The sequence below is a fragment of the Tumebacillus lipolyticus genome, from assembly GCF_042682745.1.
In the GTDB taxonomy this organism is placed as follows: domain Bacteria; phylum Bacillota; class Bacilli; order Tumebacillales; family Tumebacillaceae; genus Tumebacillus_A; species Tumebacillus_A lipolyticus.
In genome coordinates, this window is record NZ_JBHUIO010000005.1 from 1,024,189 (window position 1) to 1,040,684 (window position 16,496).

At 58.5% G+C, this 16,496-nt stretch carries 16 protein-coding genes; 4 read left to right on the plus strand and 12 right to left on the minus strand.

Annotation, left to right across the window (positions count from 1 at the left end; all coding sequences use genetic code 11):
• Nucleotides 1-159 precede the first annotated feature (159 nt).
• The 6 genes from ACFSOY_RS10055 to ACFSOY_RS10080 form a co-directional block, all read right to left on the minus strand.
• On the minus strand, nt 160-1,146 hold the full coding sequence (locus ACFSOY_RS10055) for a BtrH N-terminal domain-containing protein (protein WP_386046208.1): 987 nt from the start codon (nt 1,144-1,146) through the stop codon (nt 160-162).
• Nucleotides 1,130-1,702: a PadR family transcriptional regulator gene (locus tag ACFSOY_RS10060; RefSeq protein ID WP_386046210.1), complete on the minus strand. Its 573-nt coding sequence runs from the start codon at nt 1,700-1,702 to the stop codon at nt 1,130-1,132. The genes ACFSOY_RS10055 and ACFSOY_RS10060 overlap by 17 nt, the downstream gene beginning before the upstream one ends.
• Before the next feature lie 327 nt (nt 1,703-2,029).
• Nucleotides 2,030-2,869: a sulfurtransferase gene (locus ACFSOY_RS10065; protein WP_386046212.1), complete on the minus strand. Its 840-nt coding sequence runs from the start codon at nt 2,867-2,869 to the stop codon at nt 2,030-2,032.
• 90 nt (nt 2,870-2,959) lie between these two features.
• Complete coding sequence (locus tag ACFSOY_RS10070; RefSeq protein ID WP_386046214.1) at nt 2,960-3,760, minus strand: ComEA family DNA-binding protein; 801 nt, start codon at nt 3,758-3,760, stop codon at nt 2,960-2,962.
• A gap of 191 nt (nt 3,761-3,951) precedes the next feature.
• Nucleotides 3,952-5,697, minus strand: a complete 1,746-nt coding sequence (locus ACFSOY_RS10075; protein WP_386046216.1) for an ABC transporter ATP-binding protein — start codon at nt 5,695-5,697, stop codon at nt 3,952-3,954.
• Entirely contained in the window at nt 5,654-7,453 is a 1,800-nt protein-coding gene (locus tag ACFSOY_RS10080; protein WP_386046218.1) for an ABC transporter transmembrane domain-containing protein, read from the minus strand. The genes ACFSOY_RS10075 and ACFSOY_RS10080 overlap by 44 nt, the downstream gene beginning before the upstream one ends.
• Before the next feature lie 423 nt (nt 7,454-7,876).
• Here ACFSOY_RS10080 and ACFSOY_RS10085 point away from each other — a divergent pair, with 423 nt between their 5' ends.
• From ACFSOY_RS10085 to ACFSOY_RS10100, 4 genes are all read left to right on the plus strand, one after another.
• A complete protein-coding gene (locus tag ACFSOY_RS10085; RefSeq protein WP_386046221.1) occupies nt 7,877-8,494 on the plus strand; it encodes a GNAT family N-acetyltransferase in 618 nt (205 codons plus the stop codon).
• A gap of 22 nt (nt 8,495-8,516) precedes the next feature.
• On the plus strand, nt 8,517-9,395 hold the full coding sequence (locus ACFSOY_RS10090) for a carbon-nitrogen hydrolase family protein (protein ID WP_386046223.1): 879 nt from the start codon (nt 8,517-8,519) through the stop codon (nt 9,393-9,395).
• A 201-nt stretch (nt 9,396-9,596) separates the two neighbouring features.
• Nucleotides 9,597-10,211 carry a DsbA family oxidoreductase gene (locus tag ACFSOY_RS10095; protein ID WP_386046226.1) on the plus strand — a complete coding sequence of 205 codons (615 nt, stop codon included), beginning with the start codon at nt 9,597-9,599 and terminating at the stop codon, nt 10,209-10,211.
• Nucleotides 10,204-11,397 (plus strand): MFS transporter, encoded by a 1,194-nt coding sequence (locus ACFSOY_RS10100; protein WP_386046228.1) that lies wholly within the window; start codon nt 10,204-10,206, stop codon nt 11,395-11,397. Before ACFSOY_RS10095 ends, ACFSOY_RS10100 begins: the two co-directional genes overlap by 8 nt.
• Before the next feature lie 45 nt (nt 11,398-11,442).
• Here ACFSOY_RS10100 and pcp read toward each other — a convergent pair whose 3' ends face one another.
• The 6 genes from pcp to pxpB all read right to left on the minus strand — a co-directional run bounded on the left by pcp (nt 11,443) and on the right by pxpB (nt 16,483).
• Nucleotides 11,443-12,090: a pyroglutamyl-peptidase I gene (gene pcp / locus ACFSOY_RS10105; protein WP_386046230.1), complete on the minus strand. Its 648-nt coding sequence runs from the start codon at nt 12,088-12,090 to the stop codon at nt 11,443-11,445.
• Between the two features lie 53 nt (nt 12,091-12,143).
• On the minus strand, nt 12,144-13,100 hold the full coding sequence (locus ACFSOY_RS10110) for a DUF979 domain-containing protein (RefSeq protein ID WP_386046232.1): 957 nt from the start codon (nt 13,098-13,100) through the stop codon (nt 12,144-12,146).
• A gap of 6 nt (nt 13,101-13,106) precedes the next feature.
• A complete protein-coding gene (locus tag ACFSOY_RS10115; RefSeq protein ID WP_386046234.1) occupies nt 13,107-13,796 on the minus strand; it encodes a DUF969 domain-containing protein in 690 nt (229 codons plus the stop codon).
• 51 nt (nt 13,797-13,847) lie between these two features.
• The gene (locus ACFSOY_RS10120) at nt 13,848-14,609 is read right to left on the minus strand and encodes a LamB/YcsF family protein (RefSeq protein ID WP_386046237.1); all 762 of its coding nucleotides are present in this window, start codon (nt 14,607-14,609) and stop codon (nt 13,848-13,850) included.
• A gap of 95 nt (nt 14,610-14,704) precedes the next feature.
• Complete coding sequence (locus ACFSOY_RS10125) at nt 14,705-15,712, minus strand: 5-oxoprolinase subunit C family protein (protein ID WP_386046239.1); 1,008 nt, start codon at nt 15,710-15,712, stop codon at nt 14,705-14,707.
• 30 nt (nt 15,713-15,742) lie between these two features.
• Nucleotides 15,743-16,483, minus strand: coding sequence for a 5-oxoprolinase subunit PxpB (gene pxpB / locus ACFSOY_RS10130; protein WP_386046241.1), 741 nt, complete (start codon nt 16,481-16,483; stop codon nt 15,743-15,745).
• Nucleotides 16,484-16,496 lie beyond the last annotated feature (13 nt).

Genomic DNA, 16,496 nt, shown 5'->3' on the forward strand with positions numbered 1-16,496 from the left:
AAAGGCCAAGTGAAGCAAGGTAGCACCCAGAAAGGTGGATGGGCTGGGTTGTGGACGGATAGAGCGCTGCAACGCTGTTGTTTGCAGCCTGTTGGCGGTTGTTTGCGTCTACCCTAATGTCGATTCAAAACGAGTTAAGTTATGAAACCAATTATAAGGTTAAATTGTCAATACAAACTCCATGGCTAATCGTTCTTTCTCCGCAATGTCGACGAGAAGCTCGGATGCAAGTCTTAGCTCCTGTTGATTTCCGGTTCTTCCCGCATGATCAATCGATGCCGAAACACCGTTCCACATCGGCGCGATTTCCGTAAACAGAAAGTATGCCTGCTCTAATTTAGAATCACCGAACAAATCCACGCATTCTTTTAGAAAATCTCTATACAGGTTTCGAAATAAGGCGCCGCCGGTCCCCGCTCTTTCCATCAATAAAGCGGTCAAACACAGATCTTTCTCTAAATCCTTGCTTCTAGAAGGCCAATTCAGGATTTCACCGCTCATTTTTTTGATTCCTTTATTGCCCATATTGCGGATAGGCGGATTCAAATAGTCATAAGCATTGTTGATAAGGGATGATCGTATGGCGGGTGCAAGCGGCGGAAGGGTATCCGTTTGCTCGATCGTAAAGGAGCGATTCCTGGAGCTCATGGGCCCCTTTGCGCTTCTTGCCATAGTTAAATTCGACAATCGCGTTGTCACGAGTCCGCCTTGTTGGCTTGTGTCTGCCATATAGGCATATTCGTCATCCATGCCATATATCACCGCATAGTGGGCTGCAAAGTGTATTTTGTTCGTAAAGTAATCTAAATAATACGAATCTAATTTAAGTCCCACAGGAATTCCACGGTCTATGCAGCTTTGCACGTTCTGCCATGCTTTTGTAACAGACGAGGTTTCTTGCACCCTGATATTCAAATTGAGCTGGGATGCTATGCAAGCAGACAGTTCATCAGGCTTTACTCTACCCCCAATAAAAGGAAAGTCCATTCTCTTCGAATCCCAATAAATGAATCCCAAACCTTGCCCTATACCGAATAACATCGGCTCCGATAATCGAACACCTTTATGTTGAAGGAGATTGCCCATCGCTGTCGTCTCGCAGTGTTCTCCCTGAAAAGGAGCAAAACCTTCAATCAACATGGGCATGTCCCTCCAGTTCCCCTGTTAGTTCACTGATCAGATTTGCGACAAATGTCTTTTCAGTCTCGATGAGACTCATCGGGTGAAAGAAAAGAGCCCTAACGTGCAATGGCAATCGATAGCCGCCTTGCGATTCATATTTCTGACCTAAGTTCCTCAATGTCTCCTCTAGAAAGTTCTGCCGTTTCCGCAAAGCTTCCACGGCTTCATTTTTCCCTATAAAAGGGAGAGCCGCAAGTCCGAGATCGAAACGGTTATCCCGTTCCCGTGCAGAAGCTAGGCTTACGATGATTTCATTCCTTAATGTTTCTATCCCCGCTTCCATCATGACATACGTAGACGGCACAGGTCCTTTGCCAGACTTATGGACGGACTCTTCGGATCGGATCAGTCGTTTGTCTTTCAGTTTCTGCAATCCGACGTAAATAGAAGTAGTACCTATATTCGCCCATTCCCTGTAGCCTCTAAGCTCTATTAACTTATTGATTTGGTACCCCGACGCTTGTTTGGATTCCGCAATAATTTGCAGCAACATAAATTCCACGTTGGAAAGAGAATTCATTGTTTATCTCCTTTTTATATTCCATACGCGTAATATAACACTAGTGAAATATAAAATCAAGAAGAGCTACCCTAGTAGGACGGTCGGACTCTTGCTCCCAAGCCAAAGACACCGCGCACGTTTGTGGATGGATAGACTGGACGAGCTTTTCAACAGTAACCTGTCCCAATTGTTGAACCGTGGCTAGCTCTGGGCCTGCTGCAACTGCTTTCTCCTGCTTCTTGTTTGCAAGCTGTTTGCAAACAAGCCCAAAGAGGGCCGCAACAGTCCGCCTCATGGCAACCTGTCGCAGCCCTCCAACCCGCGTCGGACACGGCCTCTCAGTTCTTACTCTTCCCCTGTCGCGATCGGATTCTCCTTGTACGACACCCAATCGCTCCACGAGCCGGCGTACAGCTTCACCTTGCGATGACCCGCTTCATGCAGAGCGAGGACGTTCGGGCAGGCGGTGACACCCGAGCCGCAGTAGACGATCACGTCCCGCTCCGGATCGAGCGCTTGGAAGCGCAGCTTCTGCTCGGCGGCAGACTTCCACGTTCCATCCTCGTTCAGCGACTCTTTCCAGAAGTGATTGACCGCCCCTGGGATATGTCCGGCCACCGGGTCGATCGGCTCTTGCAGCCCGAGGTAGCGCACGCCCTCCCGCGAATCGATCAGCAAGGTCTCCCCGTTGCCGAGCTTCGTTCGCACTTCCTCCATCTGCACCAGCATGTCAGACTGGCTCTGCACGGTAAACGAGGTCGCCGAAACGGGCGCGATCTCTGATGTCGTCGGCAAGCCCGCTGCTTTCCACGCGGTGAAGGAGCCCTCTAACACGGCGACTTTGTCATGCCCCATGTATTTGAGCAACCACCAGAAACGCGAGGCCATCGCGCCGCCTTGGTCATCATAGGCGACGATCTGGTCGTCGTTACCGATGCCGTGCTGACCGAGCTTGCGCGCAAGCTCCTCAAGGTCTGGCAAGGGATGGCGCCCCCCGTGTTCGCCGATCGGAGCGGATAGATCGCGCTCAAGGTCGAAGTAGACCGCAGCCGGCAGATGCTCCGCTTGATAGGCGCTTGCGCCCACATCCGGCTGTCCGAGCACAAAGCGGCAATCGACGAGGCGCACCGCTTTGTCATCCAATCGTTTCGAAAGCCACTCAAAGGATACCAAGTTGGAAGTCACAGCTCATCACATCCTCATTCTTCATCTTATTCCCATTGTCGCACACGGGAAAACCACCCGCAAGACGGGTGGTCTCCTGTTCGAAATGTATTAACGCTTCGGACGGATGACGACCTGGTCGCGCAGCAGGTCTGCCACATGCGGTTTCAGGCCGATCGCCTCCACAAACTCCTCGACCGATCCGAACCCGCCTTTCGTCTCGCGGATTGAAACCGCCTTCATCGCAAGCACGGCGCCAACCTTGGGCAACCTGGCGATCCGCTCTCGCGGATCGTGGTTGATGTCGACCGGGCCTTCTGCCGATCGCTCCGCAGCTGTTAGCGCAGGTGTTTGCGCCGGCCGGGTCACCTCCGCCAGCTCTTCCTCTAGCGTCGGCGTCATCAGCGCATCGCCCTTCGCCGCCTTTGTCGCAGCCCGTGCCTGCTCCCCAGCTGCGACCGCCTTGCGCGAAGCTTCCTCCGCGTCGACGTCGCTTGGCTCGGCAGAGACGGGAGGCTGTCCCGAAGCTGTTGACCGGCCTTCACCCTGCTGCGCCGATCTGCTCTCCTCCTGCAAACTGCCCTCCGCTGTCTGTAAAGGCTTCTGCTCAACACCTTTCTGTGGTGGCTGAACGCCCGCCTGCGACCGCTCGATCGCTGCGAGGCGCAGCAGATAGTCTTTGCGCGCGATCCACGCGTGCAGCATGCCGCCCACCCAGGTGCCCAGAATCACATACAGCCAGATCTCCCCTAAAAATGTATGACGCTCCTTCGGATCGAAATAGCTCATCCCGTAGAGGAAGATCGCAAAGTACAGCAACCCCCACACCGCCCAGCCGACCCGCTTGCCACGCAAGGCGATGTACAGAAAGGAGATCCAGGTGAACATTCCGAAAAAAATGGTCCAGATCATCCAAATCGAACGGCTCCACTCCCAAGTGCTACCCTTCGTCGTGATGGAAGACATATGATGATACCCCACTTCATATTCATTAGTTTATTGATTATTCTCGCATAAAGTCGCAAGGGGAGAGAAGCGTCCAAAGTACTGGAAATCATAGAGAAACCCGGCTCCTCGGAGCCGGGCTTCAGAACTATATGGCACTATACGGCGGTCGTTTCGACCGACCCTTGTTGAAGCAGGTACATCTTATGGTACAGACCTTGCTTGGCGAGCAGTTCCTGATGCGTCCCGCGCTCCACGATCTCACCGCGGTGCAGGACGAGGATCAGGTCAGCATCCTGGATGGTGGACAGGCGGTGGGCGATCGCGATGGTGGTGCGCCCGCGACGCATTTTTTCCAGCGCCGCTTGGATCAGCTCTTCCGTCTCCGTATCGACGCTCGCCGTCGCCTCATCGAGCACGAGGATCTTCGGGTTGAGCGCCATCGTGCGCGCGAAGGACAGGAGTTGCCGCTGACCGCTGGAGAAGGTAGCGCCCCGCTCCCCGATCGGCTCGTCATAGCCGTGGGGCAGCTTCTGAATGAACGCGTCCGCTTGCACAAACTTTGCCGCCTCGTAGATCGCCTTGTCGGAGATCTTCTCGTTGTGCAGCCTGATGTTTTGCTTCACATCGCCGACAAAGAGGAATGGATCTTGCAACACCAACCCCAACCGGCTGCGCAACTCCTCGTCGGAGAAGGAGCGGAGCGGCGCCCCGTCGATGGTGATCTCCCCTTGCTCAATCGAGTAAAAGCGCATCAGCAGGTTGATGATCGTGCTCTTCCCGCTGCCCGTGTGTCCGACCAGCGCCACCGTCTGGCCCGGCTTGGCGACAAACGAGATGTTCTTCAACACCGGCTTGCTGCCATCGTAGGAGAAGGTCACATCTTTAAACTCGATCAAGCCCTCGCCGACCGCAGGGTCGTCATTCCCCTCTTGCGTCGGCGCATAGCGATCTTGGTCGAGCAGCGCGAACACGCGCTCCGATGCGACCAGCGCTTCTTGCAGCTGCGCCAGTCGGAACATCATCTGGTTGACCGGCTCGAAGAAGCGGTCGAGATAGTTGAGGAACGCGTAGACCACGCCGACCTGCACATAGGTGGTCAACGACTCCACCCCGAAGAACGAGAGGATCAGCATCAGCCCGAAGATGTAGAGCAGGTCGACCATCGGGCGCAGGAGCAGGCCGTTGATCTTCAGCCGCTTCATGCCCGCCTGGTAGTGCTCTTCGTTCGTCTGGCCAAACTCTTTGCGCATCCGCTTTTCCTGATGGAACGCTTGGATGATCGTCATCCCCTGAATCGACTCGTTGAGCCGCGCGTTCAACTGGCTGAGCTTCTCGCGGCTCAGGTGGAACACTTTTGAGCTCACCTTGCGATAGAACCACATCAGGCCGAAGATCACCGGCGCTAAGATCATGTAGAGCGCCGCCAATCGCGCATCGAGGATGAACAGGCCGACCAAGATCCCGATCATCAGCACGATGTTCTGCACGAAGGTGGAGAGCACCGAGACGAACAGCTCTTTCACCGCCTCGGTGTCGTTGGTGATCCGCGAGACCAGCGATCCGCCCGGCGTGCGGTCAAAAAACTCTAAGCCGAGATGCTGTACTTTGCCAAACACGTCGATCCGCAGTTGGCGGACGATCCATTGGGCGATCTTGTGAAACGATAGGAGTTGAAAATAGTTGATCAACACAGCCGCGATGTGCAGCACCAGATAGCCTGCACCGAGCAGGACCATCATCTGCATGTCAAACTGCCGCGGGGTGAGATAGTCGTCGATAAAGATCCGCACCAGCTGCGGACCTGCCACATCGGCTGCCGTCGCCAGCGCGAGCATCGCGAAGGCGATGATCAGCGCCTTACGATGTGGGATCAGATAGCGGAGCAGTCTTCGCATGAGCATTGTTGGATACACCTCCTTGTTCGACGAGCGATTCGAGCTGTTGGTGCTGGTACATCATCGCGTACCATCCCGCTTTGCCCATCAGCTCGTCGTGCGTGCCGCGTTCGGCGATCTTGCCGTCCTCAAGCACGATGATCCCTTCCGCGTGTTCGATCGCGGAGAGGCGATGCGCGGAGATCAGGGTGGTCTTATTCTGTCGGTGCGCTTTCAGCGCATCGAGGATCGCTTTTTCAGTCTTCGCATCGACGGCGGAGAGCGAGTCGTCAAGAATCAGGATCTCCGGATTCATCAGCAGTGCGCGCGCGATCGAGATGCGCTGTTTCTGCCCGCCGGAGAGCGTGACCCCGCGCTCGCCGACCACCGTCTTGTAACCGTGCTCAAAGCGCAGGATGTCTTCGTGGATGCAGGCGAGTCGGGCTGCCTGCTCGACCTCCTCCATCGTCGCACCCGGTTTGCCAAACGCGATGTTTTCCGCCACCGTCGCCGAGAAGAGGAAATGATCTTGCGGCACATAGCCGATCGCCGAGCGCAACGAGCCCAGCTTGTAGTCATAGATTGAGGTTGCACCGATCTTCATGTCGCCATGCGTCACATCGAACTCGCGCAGCAGCAGGCGGAGGAAGGTCGACTTGCCAGCGCCCGTCTTGCCGACGATGCCGAGCGTCTCGCCCTGGCGCACATTGACGCGGATGTCCTGCAAGGCGGGGATCGTCTTTTCCGGATAGAGGAAAGAGTCGATCTGGTAGGCGATATCGCCGCTCGGCACCGCTTCGATCGCCTCCTCCTTGTGCCAGACCTCGGAGCGAATCCCGAGCAGCGCATCGACGCGATCGTAGGAAGCGCGTCCGCGCTCGACGATGTTGAACAGCCAGCCGAACGCGAGCATCGGCCAGATCAGGTTGCCGAGCAGGATCGTAAACTGGGTGAGCTGCCCGAGCGTGATGCGATCTTGCACCACAAAATAGGCGCCGAAGAAGACGGACAGGAAGAAGGAGATGCCGACGATCAGCGAGATGGTCGGATCGAACAGGGAGTCGATCTTCGCCACCGCGATGTTTTTCTCAGCGGTGTCCTTCGTCAGCTTTTCGAACTCCACCTTCTCCGGCTCCTCCTGACCGAACGCTTTGATCACGCGCATCCCGGAGATGTTCTCCTGCACCTTGTCGTTGAGCGTGGAGAACGCTTCCTGCGCTTTGTGGAAGCGCTTGTGGAGCATCGTGCCGTAGCGCGAGGTCGACCAGGCCATCAGCGGCATCGGCAACAGCGCGATCAGGGTCAGCTCCCAGGAGACCTGCACCGCCATCGCGATGACGACCGCACCGCCCATCGACAGGGAGTCGACCAGCGTCAGGACGCCGTCCCCCGCCGTCAGCTCGATCGCCGAGATGTCGTTCGTCGCGTGCGCCATCAGATCGCCGGTGCGCCGCTTGTGATAAAACTGCGGCGACAGGTTGGTAAAGTGTTTGTACAGGCGGTTGCGCAACAGTCTGCTCAGACGAAACGCCGCCCCGAAGATGAAGATGCGCCAAAAATAGCGCAGGACGTAGACGGTGACCCCGACGACGAACAGCAGGATCATCCATTTGGTCAGATCGCCAGACGTCAGAGTACCCTGATCGATCTCATCGACGATCACGCCGATCACATAGGGTGGAACCAGAATGAGCGCAGATACGAACAGCAGGATGATGATCCCCGAGCCGTACGCCTTCCTCTCCATCTTGAAATACCACCATAAATCGCGAAAAATGCTCATGATTTCTCAATTCCCCCCTCTTTCCCGATCAAAAAAGAACCATTGGCACACAGGCCTATGGCTCCTCGGGAACTACAAGAATACAAAAACCACAGGCGCGGACAAAACCTCTCCTGTGGTGATCATCAGCAACTCATATGTAGACATGATTATGGCTGAAGAATGAGTTCTTCCCACACGGGCGGTTCTGCGTCGATATGCAATTGTGTGCGGTTGATCAACATGCCTCTATTGAGCAAAACGGTCATTTGCATCGCGCGAACCTCCTTTCGGGAATTTAGAATGAATTGAGTATACCTGTTCGGGTGGTAGGTTGTAAAGCTGAATTTCACAACTTTTCCACTTTTTCTGTTATTACTGATTCTCCCCCCTATCTGTGCTACAATTCCATAGACGTATCTCTTGAACGAGGAGGGCTGCTCGGTGACGGTGAAAGTTCGTCCTTATACGCTTGCCGATTTTGATGCGCTGCTCGACGTCCAGCGCGAGGCGTTCCCGCCTCCCTTTCCGGAAGAGCTGTGGTGGAAGCGCGAGCAGATCGCAGCACATGTCGAAACATTCCCACAAGGGGCGATGCTCGCCGAGGTGGACGGCGTGGTCGCAGGCTCGGCGACCAGCTTGCTGATCCGCTATGATGGCAAGCCGCACACCTGGGCAGAAGTGGCCGACGATGGATGGATTCGCGGCAGCCATCGCTCAGACGGGGATAGCCTGTACGGGATCGACGTCTGCGTGCGCCCGACGTTTCGGGGAAAAGGCGTGGCCAAAGCGCTGTATCAAGCGCGGCTCGACCTGGTTCAGCAGCTCGGCCTGACGCGCTTTTTAGCCGGATGCCGGATTCCACACTTCCATCAGCATGCCGACCGGATGAGCGCCGAACAGTATGTGGAGCGAGTGGTCAGCGGTGAGCTGTACGATCTGGTGCTCTCGTTTATGCTCAAGCAGGGCTTGCGTCCGCTGCAGGTGATGGATCAATATTTAGAGGATGAAGAATCTTTGAACAAAGCGGTGTTGGTCGAATGGCGCAACCCGCATCGATAAATGGGACTGGGGGAGTGAGGCGATGACAACTCCGTTGGTAGGAACGGTGACCTATGAGATCTGTCCGCTGCAATCGAAAGAGGAGTATTGGCAGGCGGTACACATGCATGTGCACTCTGCAGCGCGACAACATGTGAAGCTGTTGGTGTTTCCGGAATATCAGACCGCCCACCTGCTGGCGCTGATGCCGGTGATGTCACACGCGGAGGCGGTCGCCTATCTCGATAGCTTGACCGAAGAGTATGTGGAGGGGTTCTCCAAGCTGGCGCGGGAACATCAGATGACGATCCTCGGCGGAACGCACATCGTCAAAGAGGGCGATGGGTATGTGAACAGAGCGTACCTGTTCTATCCGGACGGTCGCATCGCGACGCAGAACAAAGTGCACACCACGCCGGAGGAGCGCAACGTTTGGCACCTGAAGCCGGGCGAGTCGTTCGACATCTTCGAGACCGAGGTGGGCAAGGTGGCGATCCTGACCTGCTATGATATCGAGTTTCCCGAGACTGCGCGGATCGTGGCCGACCGCGGCGCGGAGCTGATCCTCTGCCCCTCCTACACCGACGCGGCTGCCGGATTCTACCGGGTGCGCTACTGCGCCCAAGCGCGGGCGGTGGAAAACCAGCTGTTCGTGGTGATGAGCGGCTTGGTCGGCAGCGTGCCCGGCGTGGAGCAGATCGACATGGCCTACTCGCAAGGCGCCGTCTTTGCGCCGTGCGACTTCCCGTTTCCCGCAAACGGTCTGCTGGCAGAAGGCGTGCTGAACGCGAGCATGGTGACGACCGCTCCTGTCGATCTGCACGCGCTGCAGGAGAACCGCACGCACGGGAACGTCTCGCCGTTTTACGATCGCAAGCCGGATGTCTATGCGGCCTGCGCGAGTGCGAACATCCTGCCTTGACCCGCTGCACGATCCTGACGGCGCCGCTCGTCAGATCAGCGGGGCGGATCGGCGCCTCACTTTTGCCTGCTCGGCTCACGAGCAGGCTTTTCCTATACATCCGTAATGTTCCTTACTGCAAAAAAGGAAGTGGCTTTCTATACTGATAGCGTGAAGAAAGCGGTGCGAGGGTACGATACAAGACAAGGAGGAGATGGAGAGATGGCATTTCAGGTGACGATTTTTTCAGACTACATCTGCCCTTTTTGTTTTGTCGGCAAAGGGGTTTTCCAGCAGTTACAACAGGAGTTTCCCATCGAGGCGACTTGGAGGAACATCGAGATTCATCCCGAGACGCCAGTAGGGGGAATTGCGCTCGCCGATAAATTCCCCGGCATGGATCTTCAGGCGACGTTTGACAACTTGCGCCGTGCAGGCGCTCCGTACGGCATCCAGTTTGGTCAGGTCGATCGGATGCCTAACTCTCGCCTGGCGATCGCAGCCAGCGAGTTTGCCCGCGATCACGGTTCCTTCGAAGCGTTTCACGCGCGGGTGTTCGCCGCCTATTTTACCGAGGGTCGCGACATCGGGGAGCTTGACGTGTTGCTCGACATCGCGCGCGAGATCGGGCTGGATGTCGAGGCGCTGAAGGCTGCGCTTGCGACGAACGCCTATCAGGAGCGGATGCAAGCTGCCCAAGAAGAGGCGTACCGCTCCGGGGTGTCGGGCACGCCGACCTTTTTGATCAACGGCAAGTACCGGCTGGTGGGCGCACAGCCGATCGAGTCGTTCCGCAATGCGCTCAAGCGCATCGAAGAGGAAGCGTCCCGTGGCTGATCCTGTAGAAAAACAAGCGCTGTGGACGCGAGCGTTTGTCGTCACTTCGATCTCGAACTTATTTCTGTTCCTCAGCTTTCAGATGTTGATTCCCACCCTGCCGATCTTTGTGGAGCGCATGGGCGGCGATGCGACACAGGTCGGGCTGGTGATCGGCGTGTTCACGATCTCCGCGCTGTTGGTGCGACCGTTTGCCGGAAAGTGGCTCGATACGATCGGTCGTCGCAACGTGCTGCTGATCGGGCTCTCGCTGTTCATCCTCTCGGTGGTCGGCTATTACTGGATGACGGTCGTGTCGCTCGTGCTGTTGATTCGCGTGGTGCACGGCTTCGGCTGGGGCATGACGACGACCGCCTACGGAACGATCGCATCTGATATCATCCCGCCCAAGCGGCGCGGGGAAGGCATGGGCTACTTCGGCCTGTCGTCCAACCTGGCGATGGCCTTGGCGCCGCTCTTGGGCATCTGGCTCATGGATTCGTTCGGCTTCGGCTATGTGTTCAGCATCTCGACAGCGCTCGCCGTGACCTCGATGCTGCTCTCGCGGCTGATCACGATCCCGCCGCCGATCAAGCGGGACGTCATCCCCGATCAGGCGGGTGCGAAGCGCGAAGGGCTGTTTGAGAAAAAGGCGTTTTTCCCCTCCTTTCTGGTGATGTTTCTGGCGGTCTCCTACGGTGGCATCGTCAGCTTCATCACGCTGTTCGGCGCTGAGGTCGGGATCGCAAACGTCGGTTGGTACTTCTTTGCCAACGCTCTGATGGTGATGTTGGTGCGCCCGTTCGCCGGGGTGATCTTCGACCGCAGAGGACATGCTTGGGTCCTGCTGCCCGGGGCGCTGCTGACAGCGACCGGATTGCTGGTGCTCTCCTACACCGACAGCTTGACGATGCTGATCATCGCAGCGCTCTGCTACGGAGCTGGGTTTGGCGCCGTGCAACCCTCTCTGATGGCATGGACGATCAACCGCGTGCCTCCACATCGGCGCGGGGCGGCAAACGGCACCTATTTCTCCGCCTTCGACCTCGGCATCGGCGCAGGCGCGATGCTGCTCGGCACCGTGGCGCAGCTGACCTCCTATTCGATGATGTATCGCCTTTCTCTGCTGTTGGTCGCAGGGTTTTTGGTCACCTACCTCATCTATCTGCTGCGCGGAGGCAAGATCAAAGAAGCTGCTTCCGAATAGAAAAAGCTGGCGTCTGCCTCCTTGCAGATCGCCAGCTTTTTTTGTTCAGCAGACCTGTCCGCCGCCGATGGCGAGATCCTCCTCGGTCGTCGCCGCCGTCCGCACTGCGATCGTCAGCCCTTCGACGATCTGAGCGAGCGCCATGCTGGGCTGACCGGGCTTGACCACCGCCTGTTCGGGCAAGAAGGGGATGTGGATAAAGCCGCCGCGCAGCTGTGGGTAGGCGGTGGCGATCAGGTGGGACAGGCCATAAAAGATGTGGTTGCAGACAAAGGTGCCCGCCGTCTGCGAGACAGATGCGGGGATGCCCGCCTCGCGAATATTCTGCACGATCGCTTTGATCGGCAGGGTCGACCAGTAGGCGACCGGCCCCCCTTCGATCACCGGCTGGTCGATCGGCCGATTGCCCTCATTGTCGGGGATGCGCGCGTCGTCGATGTTGATCGCCACGCGCTCCACCGTGATGTCGCTTCGCCCTCCCGCCTGTCCGACGCAGATGACCAGATCGGGCCGCTCGCGCTCGACCAGCTCGCGAAGCTTGATGATCGCCTTGCCGAAGACGGTCGGGATCTCGCTCGTCATCAGCGCAACGCCTGCGATCTGCGCCCCCTCAAGCTTCCGCACCGCCGCAAGCGCCGGGTTGACCGACTCCCCGCCAAACGGGTCAAATCCTGTGACCAACACTTTTTTCATGCTCTATCCCTCCTGTAGAAAAACTGCTCCCTGTATCGAAGCTGATCCGAATCCTATAAAAAGACCAAGAAGTACATCAGAAACACGTTGATCAGCAGCAGCAGCACCGCGGTCGGGAATTGCGCTTTGATCACCGCATTTTTATCCGGCAGATCCAACAGGGCGGCCGGCACGATGTTGAAGTTGGCTGCCATCGGGGTCATCAGCGTACCGCAGTACCCGGAGAACATGCCGATCGCCGCCACCACGGCCGGATTGCCCCCATGCATGCTGATGATCAGCGGCAGGCCGATCCCGGCGGTGATCACCGGAAAGGCGGCAAACGCGTTGCCCATGATCACCGTGAACAGCGCCATGCCCACACAGTAGGCGACGACCACCAAGAAGCGGTTGTCCACCGGGATCGCCCCGCTGACCAGGTCGGAGATCACCGCGCCGACGCCAGCTGCGCCAAACAGCGCCCCGAGCGTCGCCAGCAGCTGTGGCAACACAGAGGCCCAGCCGATCGCATCGACCAGACGGCGCGACTCGGCGATCGGCTGCAGCCCTTTGGATCGCGTCATCATCATGCCGACGATCAGCGCGATGATCGAGGCGACGCCGAGCGCCACCAGCGTCACATGCTTCTGATCGAACAGAAAGGCGCCGCCGAATTGCAGATCTTTTAACCACACGGCGCCGATGATCGTCACCAGCGGGATCAGCAAGGCGGGCAGGAACAGCTTGTTGCCGAGCCGTTTCGCGCTCTCCTGCCGCTCCTCCGCAGTCGTCTGCTCATAGCGCCCGAGCCGAACGCCGCCAAACCCTGCGATCAGCACCATCACGATCACCAAGATCCCCATGTACAGCGACGGGATCAGATTGCCGAACAAAAACGTGATCGCATACAGCCCCCAAAAGGCCCCGGTCAGCAGTCGCCTCGGGTTGCCGCGATCCCGAACCGACATCACGGCGATCACCGCCAAGAAAATCCCCGCGACATAATAGATCAGATCGAGCGAGATCCACATCTTCGATCACGCCTCCTTCTCGGTGCGCGACTCGTCCGCGACCCGCTTGATCTTGCGGTCGAGCATCACCAGTCGCGTCGAGTGGATCAAAAAGGCGGCGACCGCTGTGGGAATCCCCCAGACGGCGATCTGCAGCGGCTCCATCCTGATCCCGTATTCATTGAAAAAGCCGACCATCAGCAGGATGGCGCCGATCGCGATGAAGATGTCCTCGCCAAAGAACAGCCCGACATTGTCCACAGCTGCCGAGTGTGCGCGAATCTCATGGCGCACCCGATCGGGCAGGCGGCCATGCTTCGCCTCCGCCGCCCCTTCTGCCATCGGCGCGACCAGCGGCCGCACCATCTGCGCATGGCCGCCCAGCGAGGTCAACCCGAGCGCAGCCGATGCTTCGCGCACGAACAGATAGAGGATCAGCAGGCGGCCGGTCGTCGCCACCTTCACTTTTCCGATCAGGTTTTGCGCCTGCTCTTTCAGCCCATAGCGCTCCAGCAGCCCGATCACCGGCAAGGTCAAGATGAACAAGGACATGTAGCGGTTTTGCACAAACGCATCACCAAACGTGGTCAAGATCTTCTCAAAAGGCAGTTTGGCCGCAAGCCCAGTTGCCAGACCAGCTACTGTCACCACCAACAGCGGATTGAAGCGCAAGGCGAATCCGACGATCACGATCAATACGCCAATCAAAGTCAGCATGCTGTCTTCCCCCTTCTTGATGTCTCTACCTGCCGACCGAGTGAACTGTCCTTAGCTGCCGACCGCTCGGATCTCCACACCTGCCGCTTCCAGCAGGCGGCGAATGTGACCTGCAAACGCAAGCGCATGCGGCCCGTCGCCGTGGATGCAGACAGTGTCCGCCTGAAGCGACACATCGCTGCCCTGCTGTGCGCGAACCTTCCCCTCGCTGATCATGCGCACCACCTGGTCGGCCGCTGTCTGTGGATCGGTGATCAGCGCGTCTTCCTGCTTGCGCGAGGTGAGCGACCCGTCCACCTGATAGGTGCGATCTGCAAACACCTCCTGCGCCACGCGCAGACCGACCTGCTCGCCCGCCTTGATCAGCGCGCTTCCCGCCAAGCCGAACAGGATCAGCTCAGGTTGTACCGCATAGACCGCCTCGGCGATCGCCAGCGCCAGCGTCGGTCGCTTCGCCGCCATGTTGTACAGCGCGCCGTGCGGCTTCACATGCTGCATCGTCCCGCCTTCCGCTCGCACAAAGCCGCTCAGCGCCCCCAGCTGATAGACCGTCATGTCGTACGCCTCCTGGGCGGAGATCTCCATCTCGCGCCGGCCAAACCCGACCAGGTCGGGAAGGCCAGGGTGCGCCCCGATCGCGATGCCTTTGGCGAGCGCCATCTTTACCGTCTTGCGCATCACCGCCGGATCGCCCGCGTGGAATCCGCAGGCGATGTTCGCCGACGTGATATGCTCCATGATCTGCTCATCAGTCCCGATCGTGTACATGCCGAAGCTCTCTCCAAGATCACAGTTCAGATCGACTCGCAACACGATTCACACCTCCTCCGTTTTCATCTCGGTCAAAGCGCCGCCTTTGCAGCTGCTCACACCAGACGGCGCGGATGACCCCGCAGCAGCGCCCAGCCTCACAGCGCAAGTGCAAGCCGAAGCTTGGCCAAGTTCCGCTCTCGCTCCAAGAGCGCCGCATGCGCTTCCCCGATCGTCACTTGGCGAAAGCGCACGCTTCCCCCCGGCTTCACCTGTGCCAACAGCGGCAGGTCGGCGGTGATCACCTGCGCGATGCGCGGGTAGCCGCCGGTGGTCTGCCGGTCGGCGAGCAACAGGATCGGATTGCCCTCCTGCGGCACCTGAATCGTGCCGATCGACACCGCCTCCGAGATCAGCTCAAACGGCTTCGCAAGCTGGAGCGCCCCGCCTTGCAAGCGGTAGCCCATCCGGTCTGACTGCGGCGTGACCGCATACGCCTCTTGAAAAAAGCGCCTCCGGCTCGCCTCGTCAAACCGTTCGAACTCGCGCCCCAACAGCACGCGCACCTCCGGGGTGAGATCGTAGTTGGGAAAGATCTCCCACGCCGGAGACACAGGCTCGGCGAGCATCGGCGATCCGTTCGCTTTGACCCGCAAACGCTCGATTCGCTCCTCCTGCCTTGCTGTGCGAGCCCCAAGTTCCAACACGTCGTTGCTCTCTAGGGCACGGCCAGAAAATCCACCGATCTTCGCCCGCAAAAATGTGCTCTTGCTGCCCATCACCTGCGGAACGGACAGCCCGCCTGCGATCGCGAGGCATGCTCGACAGCCCGCCTTCGCCTGTTTCCATTCGAGGGTGCTTCCTGCCGCTACCCACACCGGCTGCCATTGCGGCACCGGCACGCCCTCGCGCGTCGGTGACAGATCACCGCCGCAGACCGCGATCAGCGCTTCCTCTCGAAAGTGCAGCGCCGGGCCGATCATCGTCATCTCCAACACCGCTTCCCGCTCGGCGTTGCCGACGAGCAGATTGGCCACCCTCAAGGCGAACTCATCCATCGCGCCGCTCACGATCACCCCGTGCTTCTGATATCCCTGCCGACCTGCATCCTGCACGGTGGTCAGCATACCCGGCTTTCTCACCTCGATGATCAAACGACCTGTCACCTCCCTCACGTTCTCCTCTCCCGTTGAAGCTCACTTCTGTTGCGCCGTCCATGCGGCGTACTCCTCCGCCGTGATCGACTTAAACCGCACCACATCGCCCGCCTGCAACAGGCTGGGCGGATCGGCGTCGGGCAGAAAGAGCGGGATCGGCGTTCGACCGATCAACTGCCAACCGCCCGGCGTCTCGATCGGATACACGCCCGTCTGCCGCCCGGCGATGCCGACGCTCCCTGCCGGAATCTGCAGCCTCGGCGACGAGCGGCGCGGGGCGGCGATCCGCTCCGACATGCCGCCCAGATAGGGAAAGCCGGGCGCAAACCCGATCAGGTAGACCCGATACTCACCGCTGCAATGGATGCGCACCACCTCATCTGCCGACAGACCGTTGCGCTCCGCCACCTCCGCCAAGTCGGGCCCGTACTCACCGCCATAGCAGACGGGAATCTCCACTTCCCGCGCCTGAAAGGAGCCTGCATCCGGCATCTGTCGCACCACCTGCTCCACCATGTCGCAAACGCTTTCATAGATGCTCGAAACATCCCCGCTCGCACCTTGACCGCACCGTCTCACACTTTGCATCACCAAGAGCGGATCATAATATACGGTCACCGACGTGAAGGCGGGCACCAGCTCGATCAGCCACGGAAGCGATCGCTCTTGCAGACACCTTGTCAACACCTGCACTCTGCGCTGGATCTGCTCGCCGATCACATCGCCGAAGTTGACGACCAGCGCCGCGTCCCCCAGCGGATATAGCTCATAAGCTTCCATCCCGCTCCCCCAT

Bases quoted from the DNA above. Each gene is read 5' to 3' on its own strand.
- ACFSOY_RS10075 (WP_386046216.1), bottom strand. From the start codon at position 5,697: ATGCTCATGCGAAGACTGCTCCGCTATCTGATCCCACATCGTAAGGCG.
- ACFSOY_RS10080 (WP_386046218.1), bottom strand. From the start codon at position 7,453: ATGAGCATTTTTCGCGATTTATGGTGGTATTTCAAGATGGAGAGGAAG.
- pxpB (WP_386046241.1), bottom strand. From the start codon at position 16,483: ATGGAAGCTTATGAGCTATATCCGCTGGGGGACGCGGCGCTGGTCGTC.
- ACFSOY_RS10115 (WP_386046234.1), bottom strand. From the start codon at position 13,796: ATGCTGACTTTGATTGGCGTATTGATCGTGATCGTCGGATTCGCCTTG.
- ACFSOY_RS10095 (WP_386046226.1), top strand. From the start codon at position 9,597: ATGGCATTTCAGGTGACGATTTTTTCAGACTACATCTGCCCTTTTTGT.
- pcp (WP_386046230.1), bottom strand. From the start codon at position 12,090: ATGAAAAAAGTGTTGGTCACAGGATTTGACCCGTTTGGCGGGGAGTCG.
- ACFSOY_RS10090 (WP_386046223.1), top strand. From the start codon at position 8,517: ATGACAACTCCGTTGGTAGGAACGGTGACCTATGAGATCTGTCCGCTG.
- ACFSOY_RS10060 (WP_386046210.1), bottom strand. From the start codon at position 1,702: ATGAATTCTCTTTCCAACGTGGAATTTATGTTGCTGCAAATTATTGCG.
- ACFSOY_RS10055 (WP_386046208.1), bottom strand. From the start codon at position 1,146: ATGCCCATGTTGATTGAAGGTTTTGCTCCTTTTCAGGGAGAACACTGC.
- ACFSOY_RS10070 (WP_386046214.1), bottom strand. From the start codon at position 3,760: ATGATCTGGACCATTTTTTTCGGAATGTTCACCTGGATCTCCTTTCTG.
- ACFSOY_RS10110 (WP_386046232.1), bottom strand. From the start codon at position 13,100: ATGTGGATCTCGCTCGATCTGATCTATTATGTCGCGGGGATTTTCTTG.